The sequence below is a fragment of the Sphingobacterium sp. BIGb0165 genome, assembly GCF_024810095.1.
GTDB classification, from domain to species: Bacteria; Bacteroidota; Bacteroidia; order Sphingobacteriales; family Sphingobacteriaceae; genus Sphingobacterium; species Sphingobacterium detergens.
This window is the reverse complement of record NZ_JANUEB010000002.1, coordinates 203846-223951: the sequence shown is the minus strand read 5'-3', so window position 1 is coordinate 223951 and position 20106 is coordinate 203846. Positions and strand designations below refer to the sequence as shown.

The window sequence follows — 20106 nt, the reverse complement described above, 5'->3', positions numbered from 1 at the left end:
ACTTTCAAAAATAAAGACAACACCAAACCAATCAATTATGAACACAGAACTTACTCCAATCATCGAAGCTATCCTTCGCACTATTGTCGTTGATGAAATCTACCAATGGACCTATGCCCGCGACGGAAAGAAATATCAAATGCTACAGATCAATCTGCCTCCAAATCCCGGAATCCGGTTTGCTGATGCACGCGAACTCGTCAACGAAGCATTAAAAAGTTACCCCAACCTTTACTTCAACTTAAATTTCGTACATGAAATACAAAAGAAACTCGGACAGGGATTAGGCCGCACTTACCTGATTTGCCAACCTGAAAACCGTATCTACCACAATCCCGCACAGGAAATACCGCTCGTATTACCTAACGATCCTGCTGAACAGATTATTGAAAGATCCGGGCTGTATATAGATAAAGAGAAAACCAAAATCCGTTCCTTTATTGACGGCTACAACTTCTATATAGGACATGATAACCATGCACATGCCGCATTTATGCTACATCAAGCCATTGAGCTATCACTCAAAACGGCAGAAAGCCTACTAAAAGGCGATGAAAAGAAATCACATTCGCTAAAAGGTAATATTAGCTACCTGAAAACATTTGATTCTAAAATTGCCAAGCTCGCAGTCAAAGATCACGAAAAAAAAGCGCTAGACAAGATCGACGAAGCTTATATTGACTACAGATATAATCACGATTACACAATTGACAAAAGCTTATTAGAAACAGCTTATCAAATTGCTATTAATGCATTAAACTGGATCTACGATTATTCCAATCTTTTATTCGAAGAAATCAGAGAACAACTTAGCCCAAAACAAATTCAGTATAGGAAGATTGAAAAATTCAAAAGAAACATCGCTATTTACAATAGTAATCATTGCAACAGCAATTATCGTGACCTGATCTTAAATATTCTAGAGTTATACTGTACCCCCTCCTTAGTTGTCTGCTTCGGTTATCATTCGGATCAACATAAGTACAATAGCCTGCTCCAAAACAATAAAGAAGACCAGATAACGCATGCTTACTACCTCTTTATTGCGTATGATAGCCTAAATACAGACCTCGCCAACCTACAGCAACAGACAATCGACCTGCTGCCGAAAAATGTGTCGCTGACCTTGGTCACAGAAGAAACAATACCCTTTATCAAAAAACTTTCCAAAGGCCATCCCTTCTTTCTATCCCTCGTAAAAGTCGGTGATATCTGGTTTCAAAATGCAATAGTTGAAAATATCAAACCTGACAGTATTGTCGCCCCTCAACTCGACTTGGATTATGCACGTCAGCAATGGCACAACCGCTATAATAATGCCCGCTGCATCTACTATGCTTTTGAAGACAATTGGTCTTTCGGCGTCGAAGCTGGATATCATTCGCTATCACAAGTTTTAGAACAAACCTGTCTCGGTGTTATCAATACAATCCTTCAATACAAACCTCAATCAGTAGGTCTTCCCTTTTTAATGAATCTCTGCCGACTAATTGTTCCCGAAGCACACGCGACCTTTTGTCTCAACAACAGCGACCAGGTTAAACTGTTTAAGGAAGTTATCAAAGCTCAGCAGGAATTTAGACATAACGCCAACTATAAAGGAGACCCATGCGCCATTATAAGATTACAGGAGCTTACAAAGTTGTTTATCGAAAAATGTAACCAAGAGATGGAAGATTACTTTGGGAAAATAGCAAGTGCTATTCAGGTCGAGAAAATAGCGTAAGAAATAAAACCATTTCCAGTTATCTTACCAATTTAATACATTTAAATTATGAAAGAACTTCAACTAACCCTTTCCGAGCAAGATCAACTGGATGCATTGCTGTTCAGCATGTCCAAATCACCTCAAATAATTAAAGCACGTAAAAAATCACGTTTCATGTTTATGCTGCTTATGCTGATACTCGCCATCCCTTTTTTTTACTATGAACGTCAACTGGCAATTCTGATTATCGTAGTGAGCATAATCGCCTTTCTGTTTTTCCCAAAATATCTCGGGATATACTATAAGCGCCATTTCACCAAATATGTCAAAAGCCCTGAATTTCAAAATCGGATCGGCATTCTACACACAATTACCTTTGAAGATAATTATCTCCAGATCAAAAGCACACAAATGGAGTCCAAATATCAATACGATCAGTTTGAATATATCACTGAAACGGCCTTCGCATTTTTTATCAAACTAAAAATGGCCGATCAACTGTTTTTTCCAAAACAGCAGATCGAAGATACCGCCGAATTTAAAGCTTTCCTGACAGAGCTCAGCCAACGTCTTCATATCGCCTATCAGGAAGAACTAGACTGGAAATGGAAATAATGATCGAAAGACCTTATGTCCATCCGTAAACTAAGCCAATGCCCTGATATCCTTGATTTCCAATATATTTTTTACATCGTCCCGCTCCACGGCATGAATCATCGCCCGACCCACCTCATGTAGGGACAACACCGCCGAAGGGGCAAAGAACTTTATAATCTTGGCAACAAACGAGAATGGATTGGCATGATTCTGTCCCGCAACGGTGGTCATTCCACCTGGCCGGAAATTGTATTCCTTCCTAAACGGCAATTTCGCCAAATCATTCTCCGTTTTACCCTTCACTCTTGCCCACATCACCTTCCCTTGCTCGGTACTATCCGTACTCCCCCCGGACACGTAGATAAAGCTGATTTCGGGATTGATCTTCAAAAGCGATTTTGCAAATGCCAATGTCGTATCATAGGTGATATAGCGGTATTTGTCCTCCTTCATGCCAACGGAACTGACACCTGCGCAATAAAAACAGGCATCATAGCCCCGGATCTCCGCCTCAACTTCGGAAAGATCCGTGAAATCCTTAACCAAAAGTTCTTTTAACTTTGGATGTTGTATATCAGCAGTACGACGTGATATGCTCAATACCGCCTCTACTTTATTGTTTTGAAGACATTCCAATAAAATACCTTCTCCGACCATTCCGGTGGCCCCTGTTATTATAACTTTCATCGCAATTCAACTTATGTATCAAGCCCAAAGGGCTACAATTATTATTATTTATTCAGATCAATAGGATAGCACGGCATTATATCATGCGCAAGCGCTCTTCCTCCAGGTCAATCTGATAGAGCTGTGAACGGACGAGATCCTCATCAATCTCCGACTCACAGTTCAATTTTTCTAGATATTCGCGCTGCACATCCAACAATTCAATGAAAATCACCTTCGTGCGTTCATTCATCCACGAATCATCTGCAGCATTGACTTTTTCCTCCCAATGTCGCAAAATCCTCTCCATTGCCTCCCGATTATGTTCTTCTTTCTCGTATTTATCTTTGAGAAACTGATAGACATGCTGTTTTAAGCCTTGCTTCATCTGCTGTTTGGCAACTTCTTCGGGCGCCTCTGCAAGAACAGTATCAAAGAGCTTCGTTCGCTTGATCAGATAAGGTAAAGTGAGCCCCTGAACCAAAAGGGTTGAGAGAATAACGACAAAGGTGATAAATAGAATCAGATGCCGCTGCGGGATCACAGTACCATTCATGACCAAAGGAATGGAAAGCGCGGCTGCCAAGGAAACCACTCCCCGCATTCCTGTCCAGCCCAGTAAAAGTGGCATAAAGAAACGTTGTTTTGAAGACCGCGCCCTAGGTGCCACACTTGGACGAAAGATAAGCGTTGCAATCATTGCAGCATAGGCGCTGATCACGCGGGCAAGGATAAGGACTGCCGTCACCAAAAGACCGTAACCGATCGCCTCCCGTAACGAAGTTCCGTTCGCGCGCAAGCCTGCCACAATCTCGGGAAGATCAAGACCGATAATAAAAAATACAATCCCATTCAGGATAAACACAAAACTTTCCCAGACACTCAGCCCTCGCACACGACTGGTACTGTTCAGAAATTTAAGCCGCTGGTTGGACATCAACAGACTTCCCGCAACGACCGCCAGCACCCCAGAACTGTGAAACTGCTCGGCAATCCAATACATAAAATAGGGTTCGATCAAGGTCAATGCAATATCCGATGGCGCGTCTGTCGGTAAGCGTTTATGTGCCTGGATAAAAAACCAACCCAACAGAACACCGATACCAACCCCACCGACCAACATCCAAATAAAAGATACCGCTGCCTCCTGCCATACAAACTGCCCCATACCCACGGCAATCAGTGCAAAACGGACAATAATCAAAGAGGAAGCATCATTCAGCAGACTCTCCCCTTCCAAGATTGCAGAAGTAGATTTTGGAACTTTCACAAACTTCATGATGGCCCCCGTACTGACGGCATCTGGCGGGGAAACAATCCCGCCCAGTAGAAAACCCATTGCGAGCGTGAAACCCGGAATATAATGATTGGCAACCACCGCAACAGATAGTGCGGTGAAGAAAACCACCAAAAAGGCGAAACTTCCAATAATACGCCACCATTTCTTCATCTCCTTATACGAAATCGACCATGCAGCCTCACATAGCAAGGGTGGAAGGAAAATCAGAAAAATAACATCCGGATCGATCGTAACAACGGGTAATGTTGGAATAAAGCTGACAATCAAGCCCGCCAATACCAGTAAAATGGGATAAGCAACCCGAAGTTTCGTGGCCAGCATTTCGAGTAGAACGATGGCTGTAATCATGGCGATAAATAGCGGGAACAAGTTATGCATAGGCTGTCATAATTTATTGGTCTTGAGACATATCATTAACTCTTGTAAATATCTTAAATGGAAATTAAAAACCATCAACTCCCGATCATATTTTTTACTTTTTCATCTGTACCCTAGTTTTACCCCAATTCTGTACCTCAAATTCGGCCTGTACCCTTCTTAAATTAGCAAAAAGATTTATTACCATGTCGACTACAACACATCAATCGTATTCCATCAGACAGGTTGATCTCTCTGATCTCTCTTTACTAAAAATGGCTCAGTCCGAAGTGGCCAACAAAGATCTGCTGCACATGCCTTTTCTCCTGCTTGCGCAAAACGAAGAAATAGCAGCTGTTTCCTCTGCTACAGTATCCGAAAACAACAAGCTTACCGTCGAAATTTCTTATCGAACTGAAGTTTCCGAAGAATTATCAAAGGTATTTAAGCGCAAAGCGCAGGTTTATTTCGAACAACAGCTTTTAAATATGTTTGGCAGCGAAGAATCGCTAAAAAGGGGAATCCGTCATTTTCATGATTGGGTAAATCCAAAGGGAAACAGTAAATTAGTATAAGTATGGAGCAGCAACAATTGTATAAAAAAATTGCAAACATTGTAGAGAATCAGATCAAAAATGGCTCTTTGACCTACGGTGACCGTTTACCTTCTGTCCGTAGCGCACAGAAATTGTATAATGTGAGCTTAAATACGGCAAAGAGCGCCTACATGGAGCTCGAGAGCAGATCGCTAATTGAGTCTCGCCCCAAATCGGGATTTTTTGTCAGCCTGGCCGGGCAGCGCCGGATGTCCATACCGTCGATCTCAACATTTAAGATTGATGAAAAGAAGCAAGATCCCGCGGCATTGATTGATAAAGTTTTTCACTCGTTGGAGGATAAGGAAATTACGCGATTCTCTTTGGGACTGCCCAGCCCCTCTTTGCTCCCCATTCAGAAACTCAATAAATGTATCCTGGAAACGGTGCACGAGCTGCACGATTACGGCGATCAGTACGGACAGGTGCAGGGTAGTCCGACTCTACGTAAAGAGATTGCCAAATGGTCGCTCGTACTGGAGGGAAAAATAAGCGACGAAGATCTGATTATCACTTCGGGTGCCATGAACGCCATTTATAGCTGCCTCCGCGCAGTCACGAAGCCTGGTGATACCATTGCTGTGGAAAGTCCCCTCTATTTTGGCTTTATCCAAGCATTTCAGGTATTGGGATTGAAGACCATTGAGATACCGACACATCCCATTACAGGTATTGAACTGGACGCCCTTAAAAAAGTAATCCATAAAATCGATGTATGCTGCTTTGTTTCTAATTTCAGCAACCCCTTAGGTGCCCTGATGCCCGATGAACATAAAAAAGAACTTGTCAAGCTCCTTGCTTTCCATCATATTCCCTTGATCGAAGACGACCTTTATGGAAATATTTATTTCGGAAACTCAAGACCCAAGCCCTGTAAATACTTTGATGAAGAAGGTTTGGTCATGTGGTGCGGATCTGTCACCAAGGTATTGGCTCCAAGTTTTCGCATCGGATGGGTAGAACCCGGAAAGTATAAGGACAAGATTCTCAAACAACGGCTGATCCAGACCATCTCGCAGCCGGCTATTTACCAAGAGGCTGTCGCCAAATTTCTGCAGATCGGTCGTTATGACCACCACCTCAACACCTTTAGAAAGAAGTTGTACAGCAATTACATCAATTTTAGAAATAGTATCGAGGCCCATTTTCCCGAGAATACCAAGATGTCACAGCCCGAAGGTGGATTTGTGCTCTGGTTGGAAATGGATCCAAAAATTGATTCTACCGTACTATACGATTATGCGCTAAAACAAAAATTGAGCTTTGCTCCAGGTCGAATGTTTACCCAACATGATCAATTTAAAAACTGTATTCGCCTGAACTATGCCGTCGATTGGAACGAAAAGACAGCACATGATCTGATGCGATTGGGCCGCTTTTTTAAAGCCGTCATCTAATCGGCTAATCCCAGTCAACCTCATCATCGTGACTTGGTAAAATAGGCGGTGGCAGTTTATCGGATTTTTCTTCGGGGAATATCGTATGCTTACCTCCACGGATCAGGAGCGCATCGAAAATTTCACCAGTCATCAAGGTGCCACCGTTGGACATAAATTCGTCCTGCCCATCAGGGCTCGTCAGCCAGCACCTTACTGTACCCAGACATAAAATAACAGCATCTTTACAATCCTCCAATGTGAAAGTAATTCTACGGTCCGCTTTATGATCTCCTTTCCTTAGCTCCAATGTCTTGCTAGCATGATGAAATAGGGTATTCCGGTCATCCAGTGTAATTATCACACAATATATTTTTATGTCTATTTTAGCTAGCCTTTCGTGAATTAATTCAAATTTACGGAGACCTGCCAAATGAAGCTGAACCTGAACTTGTTGCTGGGCTTCATCAAAATGTGCGACTGGGTGATTCATAAAGAAATTGTTCCAGCTGACCCGTTTGGAGTACCGGAAACCTTTCAAGGGGAGTACTGATCCATATCCGAGCCGTAAGCTCCCGAGATCGTGCACCCGATCATTGCGAACAGCTTCATAAAGTATATTTTGTAATCGTATATAGGTACTACGTTCACAGGCACGAGGTTGAATGGATTTTAGAATCTGGTACAAACGACTGGCTAATCCACTGTTATAGGTAAAATCAAGTCCAGCTAGACGACTATTTTCACTCAGCACGTATGATACCATCTGCTTTACTCCTGTATTGCGGTTACCAGAAGATTTACTCATTTCATTAAGTTAAATTGGTATACTTTAAAAATACAATAATCGTATGAATTAAACAACAGCTCGTTTAACAACACATAAGACTATGATTGCTAAAGCGCACAAAGTCCCTTCAACTCCCTTCAACTCCCTTTAAATCCCCTCAAGTCCGTTCAAGTGCCAACAGTATTCGAGGAGGTTTCGCACATACTTCGTACCAACTCCGGGATTGCTTCGGAGTCGGTTCGACATTTGGTCGCCTCAGCTTCGGTCAATCATCGACAACAGGGCAAGCAACAGCCGAAGAACAGTCAAACCAAACCCGACGTTGTCCCGAAGCAGTAGCAATGCACACCCGAAGGGCCCCCGAACAACTATCGAACAACTATCGAACAAGGAGTAACAAATCAGCGAAAATGCTCTAACTGTCCCGTACCGGACCTCCTCCCAAATTGTATAAGGCGAAAAGTACTTTATAGGTGCTTTAGTGACACCTTATATATGCCTAGGGGCTGCTTTATCCAAGCAGCCCCTAGGCATATATTTTACAATACATAATGTAGACGCTTCCGACACGTCCCTTCTTACCTTTCGGACAGTTTCTAATTATTGAATTTTTTGGAAGAATTTTTTTGTCTTATAGAAGGCCAGTAGTCCAATGATACCAATCATCAACCAAAGAAAATCGACAATAAATAAATCACGTTGACCGTCAACAAATGTTTTCCAAAGCCAATTATGTGTCACCAGACCATTGGCTATCGGGACGATAAATGCAAGGATGCTTCCGACCAATAGTGTCTCGCGGTTTGTCCTTCTTATACTTCGACGAATGATATAGTAAAGTGACAGCACCAGCCATGCGTAAAAATACACCCGATAAATAAAGTCCTGATCAACTTTAGGACTGACTTTGATCGCAATAAATGTAATCGCCGTAACCGGGAGCATCGTCAAGCATATCGCTGTGAAAACATTAGCTGCCCAAAAGTTGAATTTGCGTTTTCTTGGAATAACATTGTTTTTATCACGTGCAACCACCCAGATCAGAATTCCTGAAATAATAACCAGACAGCCCATTACCCCTAAGATGAAATAGACCATTTTGAGCGGGTATCCACCATAGTCACCATAATGCAAACGGTAGATAATGCTGCGGACATAGTCCCCATAGCTCGCTCCTGTTAAGGGTGATTTCTCTTCTACAATCTTATTATCGGCCACCTTCACGGTCAATATTCCAGATCCGGCAAAGCTGCTGTTAAAATGCGGTTCAAGCTCCATAATAACATGCATATTTGAATCCGCATAGTTTTTTACGACAATACGCAGGAACTCGCTTTCTGGCCACTTTGTCTTTGCGATATCCAAGATAGGAGCAATTTTCACATCCTTGTTTAAAGATTTATAGCTATACACATAGTCCTCCTTGGCGGAAACACCAATGTCCTGATACATTCTCTGCTGGTCACTATCGTATAGCAATTTGCTGAAAGGCAATGCCAAAACTGAATTAACAATCAGAAATGTACCTGTAACGGCAAAAATAAACTGAAAAGGGAACCCAATCACCCCCAGGGCGGTGTGCATATCTGTCCAGACAGTCTTCCATTTGCTGAATGGCCTAAACACAAAGAAGTTCGACACTAATTTGTCCCAATGCAATAATAGCCCTGTTATCAATGCAAATAAAAAGATAAAGGCTGTAATTCCGGCAACGAGGTATCCAAATGGCGCTATTCCTATGCTAATGGGTACTTGATTGAGTTGGGCCAGAAAATGTAATCGAAATAAAAACTCGCCCATATCATAGTTCTGCGCATAATCTCCTACCTTTTGATTGACAAAATTATAGGTAAAATTTTTCGAGTCATCATCTCCTCCTCTCCGTCTCCGGCCTTTCTTTTTTTCAGCTTTCTGTTCAGGCGTTATCTTGGATAGATTTTCCTTATTGAGTATCGTGTCGTTTGACGCTGTGTACCCCACATAAGCAGAAGTTCCTTCCCGGTGCATATAGAAGTTGATATCACGCCCATGAAGGTTGGCTTCTCCTTTTAGAGAATCCAGAAGCTTGTCAAAGCTCTGATGGTTTTCCTTGTATGTTTTGTATGACGCATTATTTTGCCAGGCTGCAATCTCATTTCTAAAAAATGCGAAAGAACCTGCAAAAAATATCACGTACAGAAGCGCACAGATGATAATGCCACTGATGGTATGGGTATTAAAATAGATATTGTAATTTCTGTTGTTCATGATTGATTACATCTTTAACAAATAAGGCAACAAAAAAACCGCAGCCAAGAGTAAATAAATTCCCCATATTTTCCATCCGCTTTTGGAAAGAAAAGCCAGGAGCATCAGGACCGCCCAAAGTAGATAACCTGTGAATCCGGCAGTCATAACAACATCTTTTTTCTCAAAAAGGTTAGTCAACAATACATGAAAAGAGAGCATAACAACATAACCGCCGATAAATCCGGCCGTAATCTTCAGAAATCGTTGCAAGGGCGAACTCAGGTATTTTTTATTTGCTGGCATAAGGAATCAATTAGGATATCAAAAATTCAACACAGAGACTGACGGCATACAATCCTAGAACTTGGTAACTTGTTAAATAACGGTAAGGGTTCAGTAAAACGACAAGGCTCATCATGCACATGACATAGGCAAAAAAAGCAAAGAATCCAGCGCCAAGCCCCTGCAGATAGAGGATAACCCCAAATGGCAGCAGGAGCATCACAATGCTCAAAATACGCACAGACTGTGTCTGTGCGCAAAGCTTTTTCAACCACTCGGGCCTATGATGAAACTTCACCTTTTTACTGCTGTTGTAAAAAAGGTAAGCGCCAATAAGTATAATTATTAAAAGTGTGCTATACATCGTATAAATGATTTATATAGAATCGCTTGATTAAAACTTGTAGGTTATACCCATACGGAAATTACGTCTTGCTTCAACGATGTACGAATAATAATTTACGCTCCCGGCTATTTTTGCATTAGCAGCACCTGTAGAACCAGCTGTTAACAACTTACGATTATCTAGTAGATTGTTAACCATAAGGGAGATATTATATTTACCTTTTTGATAACTGATACCACCATCAGTACGTAGATAGTTCTTAAAATTACTCTCTTTTGTCGTTCCTACGGCACGGTCAAACATCCCTTGAACACTTCCAACAAAACCTACACCTTTTAGCACACCTTGTTGTAACCGATAGGATAACCAGGCATTTGCCGTATGTTTGGCCGTATTGGGTGTGATATTCCCAACATTTTCTTCTTTCGTATCTTTTGAAATTTTAGAGTCCGTCAATGCATAATTTGCATTGACATTTAATCCTCTTAAAATCTCTCCTGTGATATCAAACTCAATACCTTTAGATCTTGTTTCGCCTAACTGTGTCTGAAAAGATACCCCATTAACAACATGACTCGGATCAGGATCGGCAACTAAAGCATTCTTACGTGCAATAGTATAAGCACTAAGCGTAGAAATCCATTTTCCTCCCATCCATTCTTTCTTCACTCCCGCCTCTAAATCAACACCTCTTACTGGCTTAAAAGCATTACCTTCCCAATCCGTACCAGCTACAGGAACAAAAGACTGGTCAAATAATCCGTATATACTCGTGGATTTGTCAATGGAATAGCTTAATCCAACACGAGGAGTAAATGCTTTATCTGTTCTATCCGAAACAGCTGTCTTTCCAACAACTTCATTAATCGTATAGCGCAGGCCTAAAGATAATCTCAATTTTTCTTCCAAAAACGCCATTTCATCGTGCGCGTAAAAAGAAATATAGTTTGTTGAGGTAACGTAATTACTTCCTCCAGCGCGTACTTTCACACTTTTAGAACGATCTACTGTCGGAAGCAAATTCCCAGGTATACCATAAACAGGATTATATACATTCAATGGAGTCCAAGGGATCGGCGCAAACCCAGTACTATCTTTAGGCATTAGATCTCTGAAATCGCCCCAAAACTTTTTATTTCCATAATCAGCACCAACCAAAATTCGGTGGCGGACACTTCCCGTATACTCCTCGCCATTTAAAGAGATTTGGCCAAAACGATTTTCGCCATGCTCGTCAGCTATTGAATAAGTTCGGGGCATATCTCCCTTTGCTGTCATATAGGTAAGCCAAGTACTTGTCGCCTTCATATCGAAGTTAAAGTAGGCCATCTGCGCGTGTAATTTCCATCTATCATTCAGTTTGCGGTCTAAATAGATGTACGCACTGTGATCCCTTAGCTTACCCGGCTCCATAGAAGGATCACCATAGAAAAAATCATTGGAAATATCTGAATCAGCAAACCCTTTTGGCGAAAAAGTATAGTTACCATTAGCCAAATAAGTTGACCCTTGATAAGTATATTCGAATGTCAAATTAGTTAATGAATCCAATTTGTAAGTTACCACTGGCGCAATCACTACACGATTACTATAGTTGTATTTTGTAAAATAGTCCTTTTGTTGTGCAGCCATATTTAAGCGGTACAACAATTTACCATCTTTACTCAACTTGCCATCAAAATCAACCGCGGCACGGTATGTACTAAAGCTCCCCATATTGAATGTCGCCGAGCCTTTCGTATTTCCTGTCGGTTTTTTGGTCACAACATTATAGAATCCCCCCGGTTCACCATTGGCCAACATAAAGCCAGCTGGACCTTTTACAAATTCAATACGCTCAATCATAGATGCGTCCTCAGCTGTAGGCCCCCATGATGCTTCGATATTCATACCATTACGGAAAGCAGGGATCTTGGATCCACGCATACGAATATTCGCATATTGATTGTCCCAGTGTCCTTGACGTGTTGCACCACTGATATTGCGTGTAATACCATCGACAATGTCAAAAACCTGCTGATCAGCCATGAGGTCAGATGAAATAACCTGAATATTTTGTGGTAACTCCAAGATCGGTGTTTTAAGACGCAATGATCCGGATATACTATCAAACTTATAATGCTCATAGTACTTACCGTACACGGCCACTTCATCGATCGATTCGGATTGGTCTTTCATAATGATGGGCCCTAAATGTGTTTCTTCGTCTTTTACGGTTACCTCCATGGAATGTTTACCATAGCCGAAAGCTTTGATTTCCAAGCGGTAAGTCTTGGCAGAAAGTCTATCAAAGAGAAAGCGACCCTCACTATCGGTACTGGTAGTCACTCCTGTATTCGATAGTTTAATTGTTGCACCCGAAATAGGTTCGGATTTTTCATTGACAAGAATACCGTCAATCTTCAATTTGCTCTGCGCCTGCGCCACAGAAAAAACTGAGCTGATCATCGGAATAGCTAGAAAGGATAAAGTTTTATTCATGCGTATTTCACTGGTAGATATGTAATAAAGAATGGATTCATTTTGAATGTGAGATTTAAAATGAATCCATCTAAGTTGTAGGTATCAAAGTTTTATTTTACTGCAAAAAAGGTTGTACTTCCCTGCCAAGACGATGCATAGGGTTTTCCCTCGTGCTCACCTGCCTTTTCGACAAATGTACTTGCTTCAAGTACATAAGCACCAGCCCAAAGGGCATCGAATGTAACCACACCATTGGCATCAGCTACAAATTCTTTTCCCCAACCTGTGGACGAGAAAACAGATACCTTGGCATTTGGAACAACTTTTCCTTCGCTGGTTATCTTCGCTTGAAGACTAGCTCCTTTTTTTGCATTTGCTGAATTGAGCAACTCAACCTGTAACGGATTTTTTAATGCGCTATAGTCCAATTTGCTCGATTTGCCAATGACAACGGGCATTAGTGAGGAAAACTCATATTTTGTCTGGCCGCCTAAATCTTTAGGTGCCTTTACGATCGATAAAAAGTAAGTTCCTTGTTCGGTCGGTTGGAATGAACCACTGAAATGGTCGCCTTTATTGGTCAATTGTACTTTAACAGGGGCTTTTCCCGGAACATACAATAACAAGGTGAAATCCTTTACATCAGAATACCATTTTTCAATCTGATCTCTTTCATTGGTAACATATTCACCATAATAGACTTTTACTTCATGCGACTGATTGACTGTACCATAAGGAGCGGATTCTATCCAAAGTGCATGAGCGGAACTGCTGTTACAGTAAAACAATACTGTAAGGAATGCAAAGAGTGATGTTAAAATTTTCATAATATGTTGATTGATGCGTATAGTTTTTCAACTTATTATGGAGAACCTTACAGGTAAAAAACGGCTAATGAATAAAACCATAAATTTCGTTACCTTGCAAGTTCTTCCATATCCTATATCGGAAGCAACTGGAGCAGCGAGCTGCTTCAGTCAACTAGAGACAGTTGCCGCTGTCTGTAGCTTTTCGCCATGTGATAGATTGCCGTCTATTGCATGGTGTTTTTGTCTTTAATCAAACCAGCAAATTTTTGTTAAATAATTTAGACTGATTAAAAACAAAGCAAATATAAAAGGAATTATTTGGATATCAACTATATTTTAATTTTTTCATTTCTAGAGTTTTCTTTGTTTTTTCAAGAAAAATCCACTGTAAAATAAAAACTTACAAGATCTTGATTAATTAAATCAGCCGGACGGTTTCTTTAGTTCATTCCATTAGGGCGCCCCATAGTGGATTGGTATCGGCAAAAAAGTGAAGTGATCGTTGATTTTATCAGGAGTCGTGGTTGAGTTTATTCGGACTGGTGATCGACTGCATGAGGAGCGGTTGCTTTATTAGAAGCAGCGCTTAGTTTAATTATCCAAGACAGGCCGTCGGTGATGAAACAGCTTGTTCATTTAAGATCTGGGTAATATCAAACAATTCCGTTTCCTGATAACGCGTAGCCACATGAAGTTTAATATTTTCACAATGGGGCTCAAATGTCGCATGAACAAGATCAACCGTATTATTTTCACCAGAGAGATGTGTTAAGATCAGATGTTTGAGACGATCGGTTTTATATTGATTGAATAATTCAACCGCAACACGATTGGAAAGATGTCCCCATCCGCTACTGATCCTATTCTTCAAAAAATAAGAATATCTTCCTGTATGCAACATATCCTCATCGTAATTGGATTCCAGCAAGAGAATATCCGAATGTTGGATCACATGTTGCACATTTTCACAGGGCCGTCCGATATCGGTTAGCACACCGATATTATGAACTCCATCAGAGACAAGGAAACTACAGGGTTCTTTTGCATCATGATACTTGGGGATCCCATAAATTTTAAGTCCTCCTATTTCGATCTCCTCGTTGGGCGCAATGATATTGACCAGGTGAGATGGTAAATGTAGTCTGGATCCTTCATAGCTTCCCTTCGTGATATATACGGGCAGATTGTATTTTTTTGCAAAAACTGACAATCCGCGGATATGATCGGAGTGTTCGTGTGTAATGAAAATTGCCTTAATCTGTGTCGGAATAATCCCGAGATTATACATCCGGAGATGAATATGCTTACTGTTGATACCAGCATCAATTAAGATAGCCGAATCATCTTTGGCGATATAATAACAGTTTCCATTACTTCCGGAGGCGATTGCACAATATTTCATTCGCGTACACTAATTATGAGTATATATATTCTACTGCAGCAAAGATACAAAAAACAAGAAGACTCAGTTGAACCCTAACATTCCGGCAAACTCAATGGAATATTGACTGCCAAGCCGCCGTCTGCAGTTTCTTTATATTTGGCATTCATATCCAAAGCGGTCTCCCACATGGTTTTGACAACGGTATCCAAGCTTACTTTGGCTTTGTCAGGATTTGACTGTAAAGCCAGCTGCGCTGCTGTAATGGCTTTTATCGCCCCCATGGTATTGCGTTCGATACAAGGGATCTGCACCAGTCCTCCGATCGGATCGCAGGTCAATCCGAGATGGTGTTCCATGGCGATCTCTGCTGCCATCAGCACCTGCCGTTGTGATCCGCCCAGTACTTCTGTCAACGCACCGGCAGCCATTGCCGAGGATACCCCAATTTCTGCCTGACAACCACCCATGGCGGCTGAAATAGTCGCATTCTTTTTAAAGATGGATCCGATCTCCGAAGCTGTTAGGATAAACTGCACAATTTTATTTTCCCGCATACCATCATGGAAAGTAATATAATACTGTAAAACGGCTGGTATAACCCCCGAAGCGCCATTGGTAGGAGCGGTAACAACACGTCCAAAAGATGCATTTTCTTCATTGACAGCAAGCGCAAAACAGCTTACCCAGTCCAGGATATATTGAAAATTCTGTCCACCTTCACGAATTGCCGTTATCCATGATTCATAATCTTGGTAGCTACGCCCCTGCATCAATTTTTTATTTAATTTTGCAGCCCTGCGTTCCACATTCAAGCCTCCGGGCAGTGTACCGCCAGTGTGACAGCCACGATAGATACACTCATAGATCGTCTTATAGATATTCAGAACCCCAGCAACAGTTTCACTTTCCTCCCGCCATGCACACTCATTTTCAAGCACAAGCTCTGATATCTTCAAGCCAGTTTTCATGGTCCAGTGCAGTAGCTCCTGCGCGGTATCCACCGGAAAAGGAAGATCCACTTCGGATAATACACTCTCAGTATCATTTTCCTGAACAACAAAGCCCCCACCAATTGAATAATAGGTTTCGGTAATGGCTTTACCACTTGACAGGAAAGCCTGAAAAGTAACGGCATTTGGATGGAAGGGTAAACTCTCCGTGTACAAAAACAGGAGGTCTTCCTGATAGGAGAATGGGATCGTGCGCTCACCTGCAACCTCCAGTTCGCCGACCGCTTTGATATGTGCCACCTTTGGTGTCACCTGATCTACATCGAAGGTAACGGGATCATCGCCACTCAGTCCAAGCAGAACAGCGATATCTGTACCGTGTCCGGCACCGGTCTTGGCTAAAGATCCATAAAGCAAAATCTTGACCTGATCGACCTCATTCAATACACCTTTTGTCTTGAGGACATGGGTAAATTGCTGGGCTGCACGCCAAGGACCTAAGGTATGCGAACTGGATGGTCCGATACCAATCTTAAACATATCAAAAACGGATATTTGTTCTTTGCTCATAATCTTTATTGTTGCGGTTAGCTCGCTTTTCATAGCTTTTGTGAAAACCGCATCTAAATTAGCACAAATAAGTGTACAATGTTACCTGTATTTGCATTATTATCAATTTGAAAACCAAGCTGACATTCTTTTAACAAGTATCCAACAAACATCTTACATTTTTTAGGGAAAAAGTAAGAAATGCTTCCCTATCTTTGTTGGCTACAATTTATAGAATGACGGGAAAAACATATTTATATTCTTTTTTTGCCTTTTTTATCTGTTTATTTTCGATCAGAACATATTCCCAACAAATACCTAAGCGAGAGTTTCGTGGTGTATGGGTTGCAACCATAGGTAATATAGATTGGCCTTCGGTCAGAGCGGGCAATAATGTTGCCCAGCAAAAGCAGGAATTTATAGACCTCCTGGACCAGCACCGTAGTGCGGGTCTAAATGCGATCATCCTACAGGTACGGCCTGCAGCGGATGCTTTTTATGGCAAAGGTCGTGAGCCCTGGAGCAGATACCTGACAGGAAAGCAAGGGTTAGCCCCGTCGCCATTTTATGATCCTTTAGAATTTGCCATTGAGGAAGCACATAAAAGAGGCATGGAACTGCACGCCTGGTTCAATCCCTATCGGGCCTCGACCACATTAAATCCCGCACATTTCTCAGAGGACCATATTACCAAACGTCACCCCGAATGGTTCTTTACATACGCAGGAAAAAAACTTTTCAACCCGGGGCTGCCCGATGTCCGTAAATATATCATCGATGTCATTATGGATGTTGTCAAGAATTACGATGTGGATGGTATTCATTTTGACGATTATTTTTACCCTTATCCCGATAGCCGGAGTACATCCGTCCCGGATCAGCTGACTTTTGCCCAGTATAATAATGGCATTGAAAATATTGAAGACTGGCGACGCAATAATGTGAACATGCTCGTGCGTGACCTCGGCATCGCCATAAAAAAAATAAAACCTTATGTCAAATATGGAATCAGTCCATGTGGTGTATGGGATAATAAGGAAAACAATAGTATTGGCTCGGAAACACGTGGGCTAAGTGCCTATCGTGAGCTCTATGCGGATGGTGTAAAATGGATGCAGGAAGGCTGGATCGACTATATCAATCCACAGATTTACTTTCCATTTAAAAACCGCGCAGCGGCATATGAGGTTCTGGTATCCTGGTGGCAACGGCATACCTATGGTCGGCATTTTTATGTGGGGCATGGAGCTTACCGTGTAACAGAAAATAAAACCGGATGGACCGACAAAAGTCAGATCCCCCGACAGGTACGCCACCTACGCGAAGAACATGATGTCGAAGGAAGTATCTATTTCAGTTCCAAATCACTCATGGACAATTTGGCCGGATTACAGGACTCCATGCGAAATGACCTGTATCGTAGCCCTGCTTTACCCCCGACGATGCCATGGCTGGACAGTATTCCTCCAAACGCTCCTTTCGGCTTGCTGGTAAAATCATCCGCCAACGGAAAAATGAATACACTTTTTTGGCAGAAACCGGATGTGGCCAGTGACGGTCAATCGGCCTATGGTTATGTCGTCTATCGCTTTGTCGTAGGTGAGCGCGTCAATATCAAAGATCCAAGCAAAATTATCTTTATCACATACGATGCCGATAAACTCCAATATACAGATGATGACATCAAACAGAATCAACGTTATAAATATGTCGTCACCGCAATAGACCGGCTGAAAAATGAGAGTCGTCCTTCTGACAGTCGGGAGGAAGATGAGGAGAGCTAATCTTCGTCTGTACGATTGGCATTGACAAAAAAATAAGAAGAGCCCTCCTGGATCGCTGTGCTGTTGACAGCAGCGCGATCCAGGAGGGCTCTTTTATTGGTGTGATTTTATAGCGACCTTATTTGCCCTGTCCGTACTTGAATTTTTTATTGATGGTAACAGGCAATTTTCCTTTAGGAACATTTTGTCCCAATATTGTTTTGGCAGCAGCTTTCTGCATAAAAGCATCATTTTGATAAGCGAGCAAAATTGTCTTCGCTTTCTTGGATGCTTCTACGCCATCTAATGCATATACATTTGTAAATAGGGTCAAGATGGATTTCTTTGCAAACTTCTTCATCAGGTCCTGCACATTTTCATTCAATAGCATTGTAGGACGTGGACGTAACCGCGTATCATGTACAGCGATGATATATTGCTTGTTTTTCTTGATTTCTTTCACAAGACGTTTCATATCATCTTTGCTCAAGCTGTCTGGCACAAAATAGTGTGTTTCGTTGGTCAATCCCGCTGCCAGTTCATTCTGGAATGTTTGATTGGCAGCGACACCGACATTGATAATCGCCGTAGGTAGATCCTTTTTAAAGGATTTTAATTTTTCGGTGCTGTTGAGGGCTGTAATAGCGGCATTGGACAATTCATCAATCAGCTGAACTGCAGACACTCTATGTAAATCGGCATACAGATTCTGCTGTGGGGTTGCTTGGTATTTGTCTAGGCCTAACCATAGCTTAGCAGCCAATACTCTTTTCACGCGCGCATCAATATCTGTCTGTGAAATCCGACCTTCTTCGATTGCTTTCAGAATAAGGTCAATCGCGCGTTTACTATTTTCGGATACCTCAAGGAGGTCATGTCCGGCAATGATTGCCTGAACATCGGCTTCACCATTCGGGAAGAATTTTTTAACGCCTTTCATGTCCATCGCGTCAGTCACTGTTAAGCCTTTAAAGCCAAGCTCATTCCGCAATAGGTCTGTAACAACTTTTTTAGAAATAGAAGATGGCATATTTGGGGTATCATCCAAGACAGGGATATTCATATGCGCGACCATAACTGCTGGAGCACCGGCTTTAATAAGTTCTTTGAAAGGGTACAGTTCCAGCGTATCCAATCTGGTTTTATCAAAAGGAAGCTTAGGCAGGTCATAGTGTGAATCTACATCTGTGTCACCGTGTCCCGGAAAGTGTTTAATGGAAGCCAAGATACCACCATCCACCATCCCGTCCATATACGCTTTTGCTTTTTTGGTGACATTATATTTATTATCGCCAAAAGAACGAATGCCGATGACCGGATTTTTCGGGTTGTTATTGATGTCCACATCTGGTGCAAAATTGAAATGCATACCGATACGGTGAAAATCCAGCGCAACCTCACGTCCCATACGATAAATCAACTGATTATCCTGCACAGCACCGAGTGTCATCTGATAAGGGAATGATAAAGTAGAATCCGGCATACGCATACCAAGCCCCCACTCTCCATCAAACGTTATCATTAACGGCACTTTAGATAAAGACTGATATCGATTGAACATGTCCGCATGACGCACGGGACCGCCCTGAAAAACCACAAGACCTCCCAGATGTTCATCTTGAACAACCTGTGCAACGGAATCAATATATTTCTGACCAAGATTGGTATGTGCCCTTACAAGGAACAACTGGGCCACTTTTTCCTTTGGTGTCAAGGTATTAAATACGGCATCTACCCAATCATGCTGGGAATTGATGTATTTTACAAAATCTTTCTTGTCCTGTGCCTTCGCAAATGATAGCGCACTGGCCAATGCCAATAGGCCCAGACTGAATTTTTTGAACATAAATTAGTTTGTATAATGTCTTAAATAGAATACTAATAACGTTATTATTTTGGATAATATGAAATTGTTTTTGCAACAATTTTATTAAAACATGC

General features: G+C 41.8%; 16 protein-coding genes. 5 read left to right on the top strand and 11 right to left on the bottom strand.

Annotation, left to right across the window (positions count from 1 at the left end; all coding sequences use genetic code 11):
- Positions 1–37: 37 nt before the first annotated feature.
- Both M2408_RS04740 and M2408_RS04735 read left to right on the top strand, forming a co-directional pair.
- The gene (locus M2408_RS04740; protein WP_259179725.1) at positions 38–1726 is read left to right on the top strand and encodes a HEPN domain-containing protein; all 1689 of its coding nucleotides are present in this window, start codon (positions 38–40) and stop codon (positions 1724–1726) included.
- 48 nt (positions 1727–1774) lie between these two features.
- Positions 1775–2323 carry a YcxB family protein gene (locus M2408_RS04735; protein ID WP_259179723.1) on the top strand — a complete coding sequence of 183 codons (549 nt, stop codon included), beginning with the start codon at positions 1775–1777 and terminating at the stop codon, positions 2321–2323.
- A 30-nt stretch (positions 2324–2353) separates the two neighbouring features.
- Here M2408_RS04735 and M2408_RS04730 read toward each other — a convergent pair whose 3' ends face one another.
- Both M2408_RS04730 and M2408_RS04725 read right to left on the bottom strand, forming a co-directional pair.
- The gene (locus M2408_RS04730) at positions 2354–2992 is read right to left on the bottom strand and encodes an NAD-dependent epimerase/dehydratase family protein (protein ID WP_259179720.1); all 639 of its coding nucleotides are present in this window, start codon (positions 2990–2992) and stop codon (positions 2354–2356) included.
- A 76-nt stretch (positions 2993–3068) separates the two neighbouring features.
- Positions 3069–4649, bottom strand: a complete 1581-nt coding sequence (locus M2408_RS04725) for a Na+/H+ antiporter (protein WP_259179718.1) — start codon at positions 4647–4649, stop codon at positions 3069–3071.
- 185 nt (positions 4650–4834) lie between these two features.
- Here M2408_RS04725 and M2408_RS04720 point away from each other — a divergent pair, with 185 nt between their 5' ends.
- The gene (locus M2408_RS04720; RefSeq protein WP_259179717.1) at positions 4835–5203 is read left to right on the top strand and encodes a hypothetical protein; all 369 of its coding nucleotides are present in this window, start codon (positions 4835–4837) and stop codon (positions 5201–5203) included.
- A gap of 2 nt (positions 5204–5205) precedes the next feature.
- Entirely contained in the window at positions 5206–6621 is a 1416-nt protein-coding gene (locus M2408_RS04715; RefSeq protein WP_259179715.1) for a PLP-dependent aminotransferase family protein, read from the top strand.
- A 4-nt stretch (positions 6622–6625) separates the two neighbouring features.
- On the opposite strand, the gene M2408_RS04710 is transcribed toward M2408_RS04715, so the two are convergent.
- From M2408_RS04710 to M2408_RS04675, 8 genes are all read right to left on the bottom strand, one after another.
- Complete coding sequence (locus M2408_RS04710; RefSeq protein WP_259179713.1) at positions 6626–7408, bottom strand: hypothetical protein; 783 nt, start codon at positions 7406–7408, stop codon at positions 6626–6628.
- A 582-nt stretch (positions 7409–7990) separates the two neighbouring features.
- Positions 7991–9637: a PepSY domain-containing protein gene (locus M2408_RS04705; protein WP_259179710.1), complete on the bottom strand. Its 1647-nt coding sequence runs from the start codon at positions 9635–9637 to the stop codon at positions 7991–7993.
- A 6-nt stretch (positions 9638–9643) separates the two neighbouring features.
- Positions 9644–9922, bottom strand: a complete 279-nt coding sequence (locus M2408_RS04700; protein WP_259179709.1) for a hypothetical protein — start codon at positions 9920–9922, stop codon at positions 9644–9646.
- A 10-nt stretch (positions 9923–9932) separates the two neighbouring features.
- The gene (locus M2408_RS04695; RefSeq protein ID WP_259179708.1) at positions 9933–10265 is read right to left on the bottom strand and encodes a hypothetical protein; all 333 of its coding nucleotides are present in this window, start codon (positions 10263–10265) and stop codon (positions 9933–9935) included.
- 30 nt (positions 10266–10295) lie between these two features.
- Positions 10296–12728: a TonB-dependent receptor gene (locus M2408_RS04690; RefSeq protein WP_259179706.1), complete on the bottom strand. Its 2433-nt coding sequence runs from the start codon at positions 12726–12728 to the stop codon at positions 10296–10298.
- Between the two features lie 92 nt (positions 12729–12820).
- Positions 12821–13537 carry a DUF4198 domain-containing protein gene (locus M2408_RS04685; RefSeq protein ID WP_259179705.1) on the bottom strand — a complete coding sequence of 239 codons (717 nt, stop codon included), beginning with the start codon at positions 13535–13537 and terminating at the stop codon, positions 12821–12823.
- Positions 13538–14114: 577 nt separating this feature from the next.
- Complete coding sequence (locus tag M2408_RS04680; protein WP_259179703.1) at positions 14115–14921, bottom strand: MBL fold metallo-hydrolase; 807 nt, start codon at positions 14919–14921, stop codon at positions 14115–14117.
- A gap of 74 nt (positions 14922–14995) precedes the next feature.
- Complete coding sequence (locus M2408_RS04675) at positions 14996–16423, bottom strand: L-serine ammonia-lyase (RefSeq protein WP_259179701.1); 1428 nt, start codon at positions 16421–16423, stop codon at positions 14996–14998.
- A gap of 215 nt (positions 16424–16638) precedes the next feature.
- Here M2408_RS04675 and M2408_RS04670 point away from each other — a divergent pair, with 215 nt between their 5' ends.
- Positions 16639–18186, top strand: coding sequence for a glycoside hydrolase family 10 protein (locus M2408_RS04670; RefSeq protein WP_259179699.1), 1548 nt, complete (start codon positions 16639–16641; stop codon positions 18184–18186).
- A 118-nt stretch (positions 18187–18304) separates the two neighbouring features.
- Here M2408_RS04670 and M2408_RS04665 read toward each other — a convergent pair whose 3' ends face one another.
- Entirely contained in the window at positions 18305–20011 is a 1707-nt protein-coding gene (locus M2408_RS04665) for a glycoside hydrolase family 3 protein (RefSeq protein ID WP_259179696.1), read from the bottom strand.
- Positions 20012–20106 lie beyond the last annotated feature (95 nt).

Bases quoted from the DNA above. Each gene is read 5' to 3' on its own strand.
- M2408_RS04740 (WP_259179725.1), top strand. From the start codon at position 38: ATGAACACAGAACTTACTCCAATCATCGAAGCTATCCTTCGCACTATT.
- M2408_RS04735 (WP_259179723.1), top strand. From the start codon at position 1,775: ATGAAAGAACTTCAACTAACCCTTTCCGAGCAAGATCAACTGGATGCA.
- M2408_RS04730 (WP_259179720.1), bottom strand. From the start codon at position 2,992: ATGAAAGTTATAATAACAGGGGCCACCGGAATGGTCGGAGAAGGTATT.
- M2408_RS04725 (WP_259179718.1), bottom strand. From the start codon at position 4,649: ATGCATAACTTGTTCCCGCTATTTATCGCCATGATTACAGCCATCGTT.
- M2408_RS04720 (WP_259179717.1), top strand. From the start codon at position 4,835: ATGTCGACTACAACACATCAATCGTATTCCATCAGACAGGTTGATCTC.
- M2408_RS04715 (WP_259179715.1), top strand. From the start codon at position 5,206: ATGGAGCAGCAACAATTGTATAAAAAAATTGCAAACATTGTAGAGAAT.
- M2408_RS04710 (WP_259179713.1), bottom strand. From the start codon at position 7,408: ATGAGTAAATCTTCTGGTAACCGCAATACAGGAGTAAAGCAGATGGTA.
- M2408_RS04705 (WP_259179710.1), bottom strand. From the start codon at position 9,637: ATGAACAACAGAAATTACAATATCTATTTTAATACCCATACCATCAGT.
- M2408_RS04700 (WP_259179709.1), bottom strand. From the start codon at position 9,922: ATGCCAGCAAATAAAAAATACCTGAGTTCGCCCTTGCAACGATTTCTG.
- M2408_RS04695 (WP_259179708.1), bottom strand. From the start codon at position 10,265: ATGTATAGCACACTTTTAATAATTATACTTATTGGCGCTTACCTTTTT.
- M2408_RS04690 (WP_259179706.1), bottom strand. From the start codon at position 12,728: ATGAATAAAACTTTATCCTTTCTAGCTATTCCGATGATCAGCTCAGTT.
- M2408_RS04685 (WP_259179705.1), bottom strand. From the start codon at position 13,537: ATGAAAATTTTAACATCACTCTTTGCATTCCTTACAGTATTGTTTTAC.
- M2408_RS04680 (WP_259179703.1), bottom strand. From the start codon at position 14,921: ATGAAATATTGTGCAATCGCCTCCGGAAGTAATGGAAACTGTTATTAT.
- M2408_RS04675 (WP_259179701.1), bottom strand. From the start codon at position 16,423: ATGAGCAAAGAACAAATATCCGTTTTTGATATGTTTAAGATTGGTATC.
- M2408_RS04670 (WP_259179699.1), top strand. From the start codon at position 16,639: ATGACGGGAAAAACATATTTATATTCTTTTTTTGCCTTTTTTATCTGT.
- M2408_RS04665 (WP_259179696.1), bottom strand. From the start codon at position 20,011: ATGTTCAAAAAATTCAGTCTGGGCCTATTGGCATTGGCCAGTGCGCTA.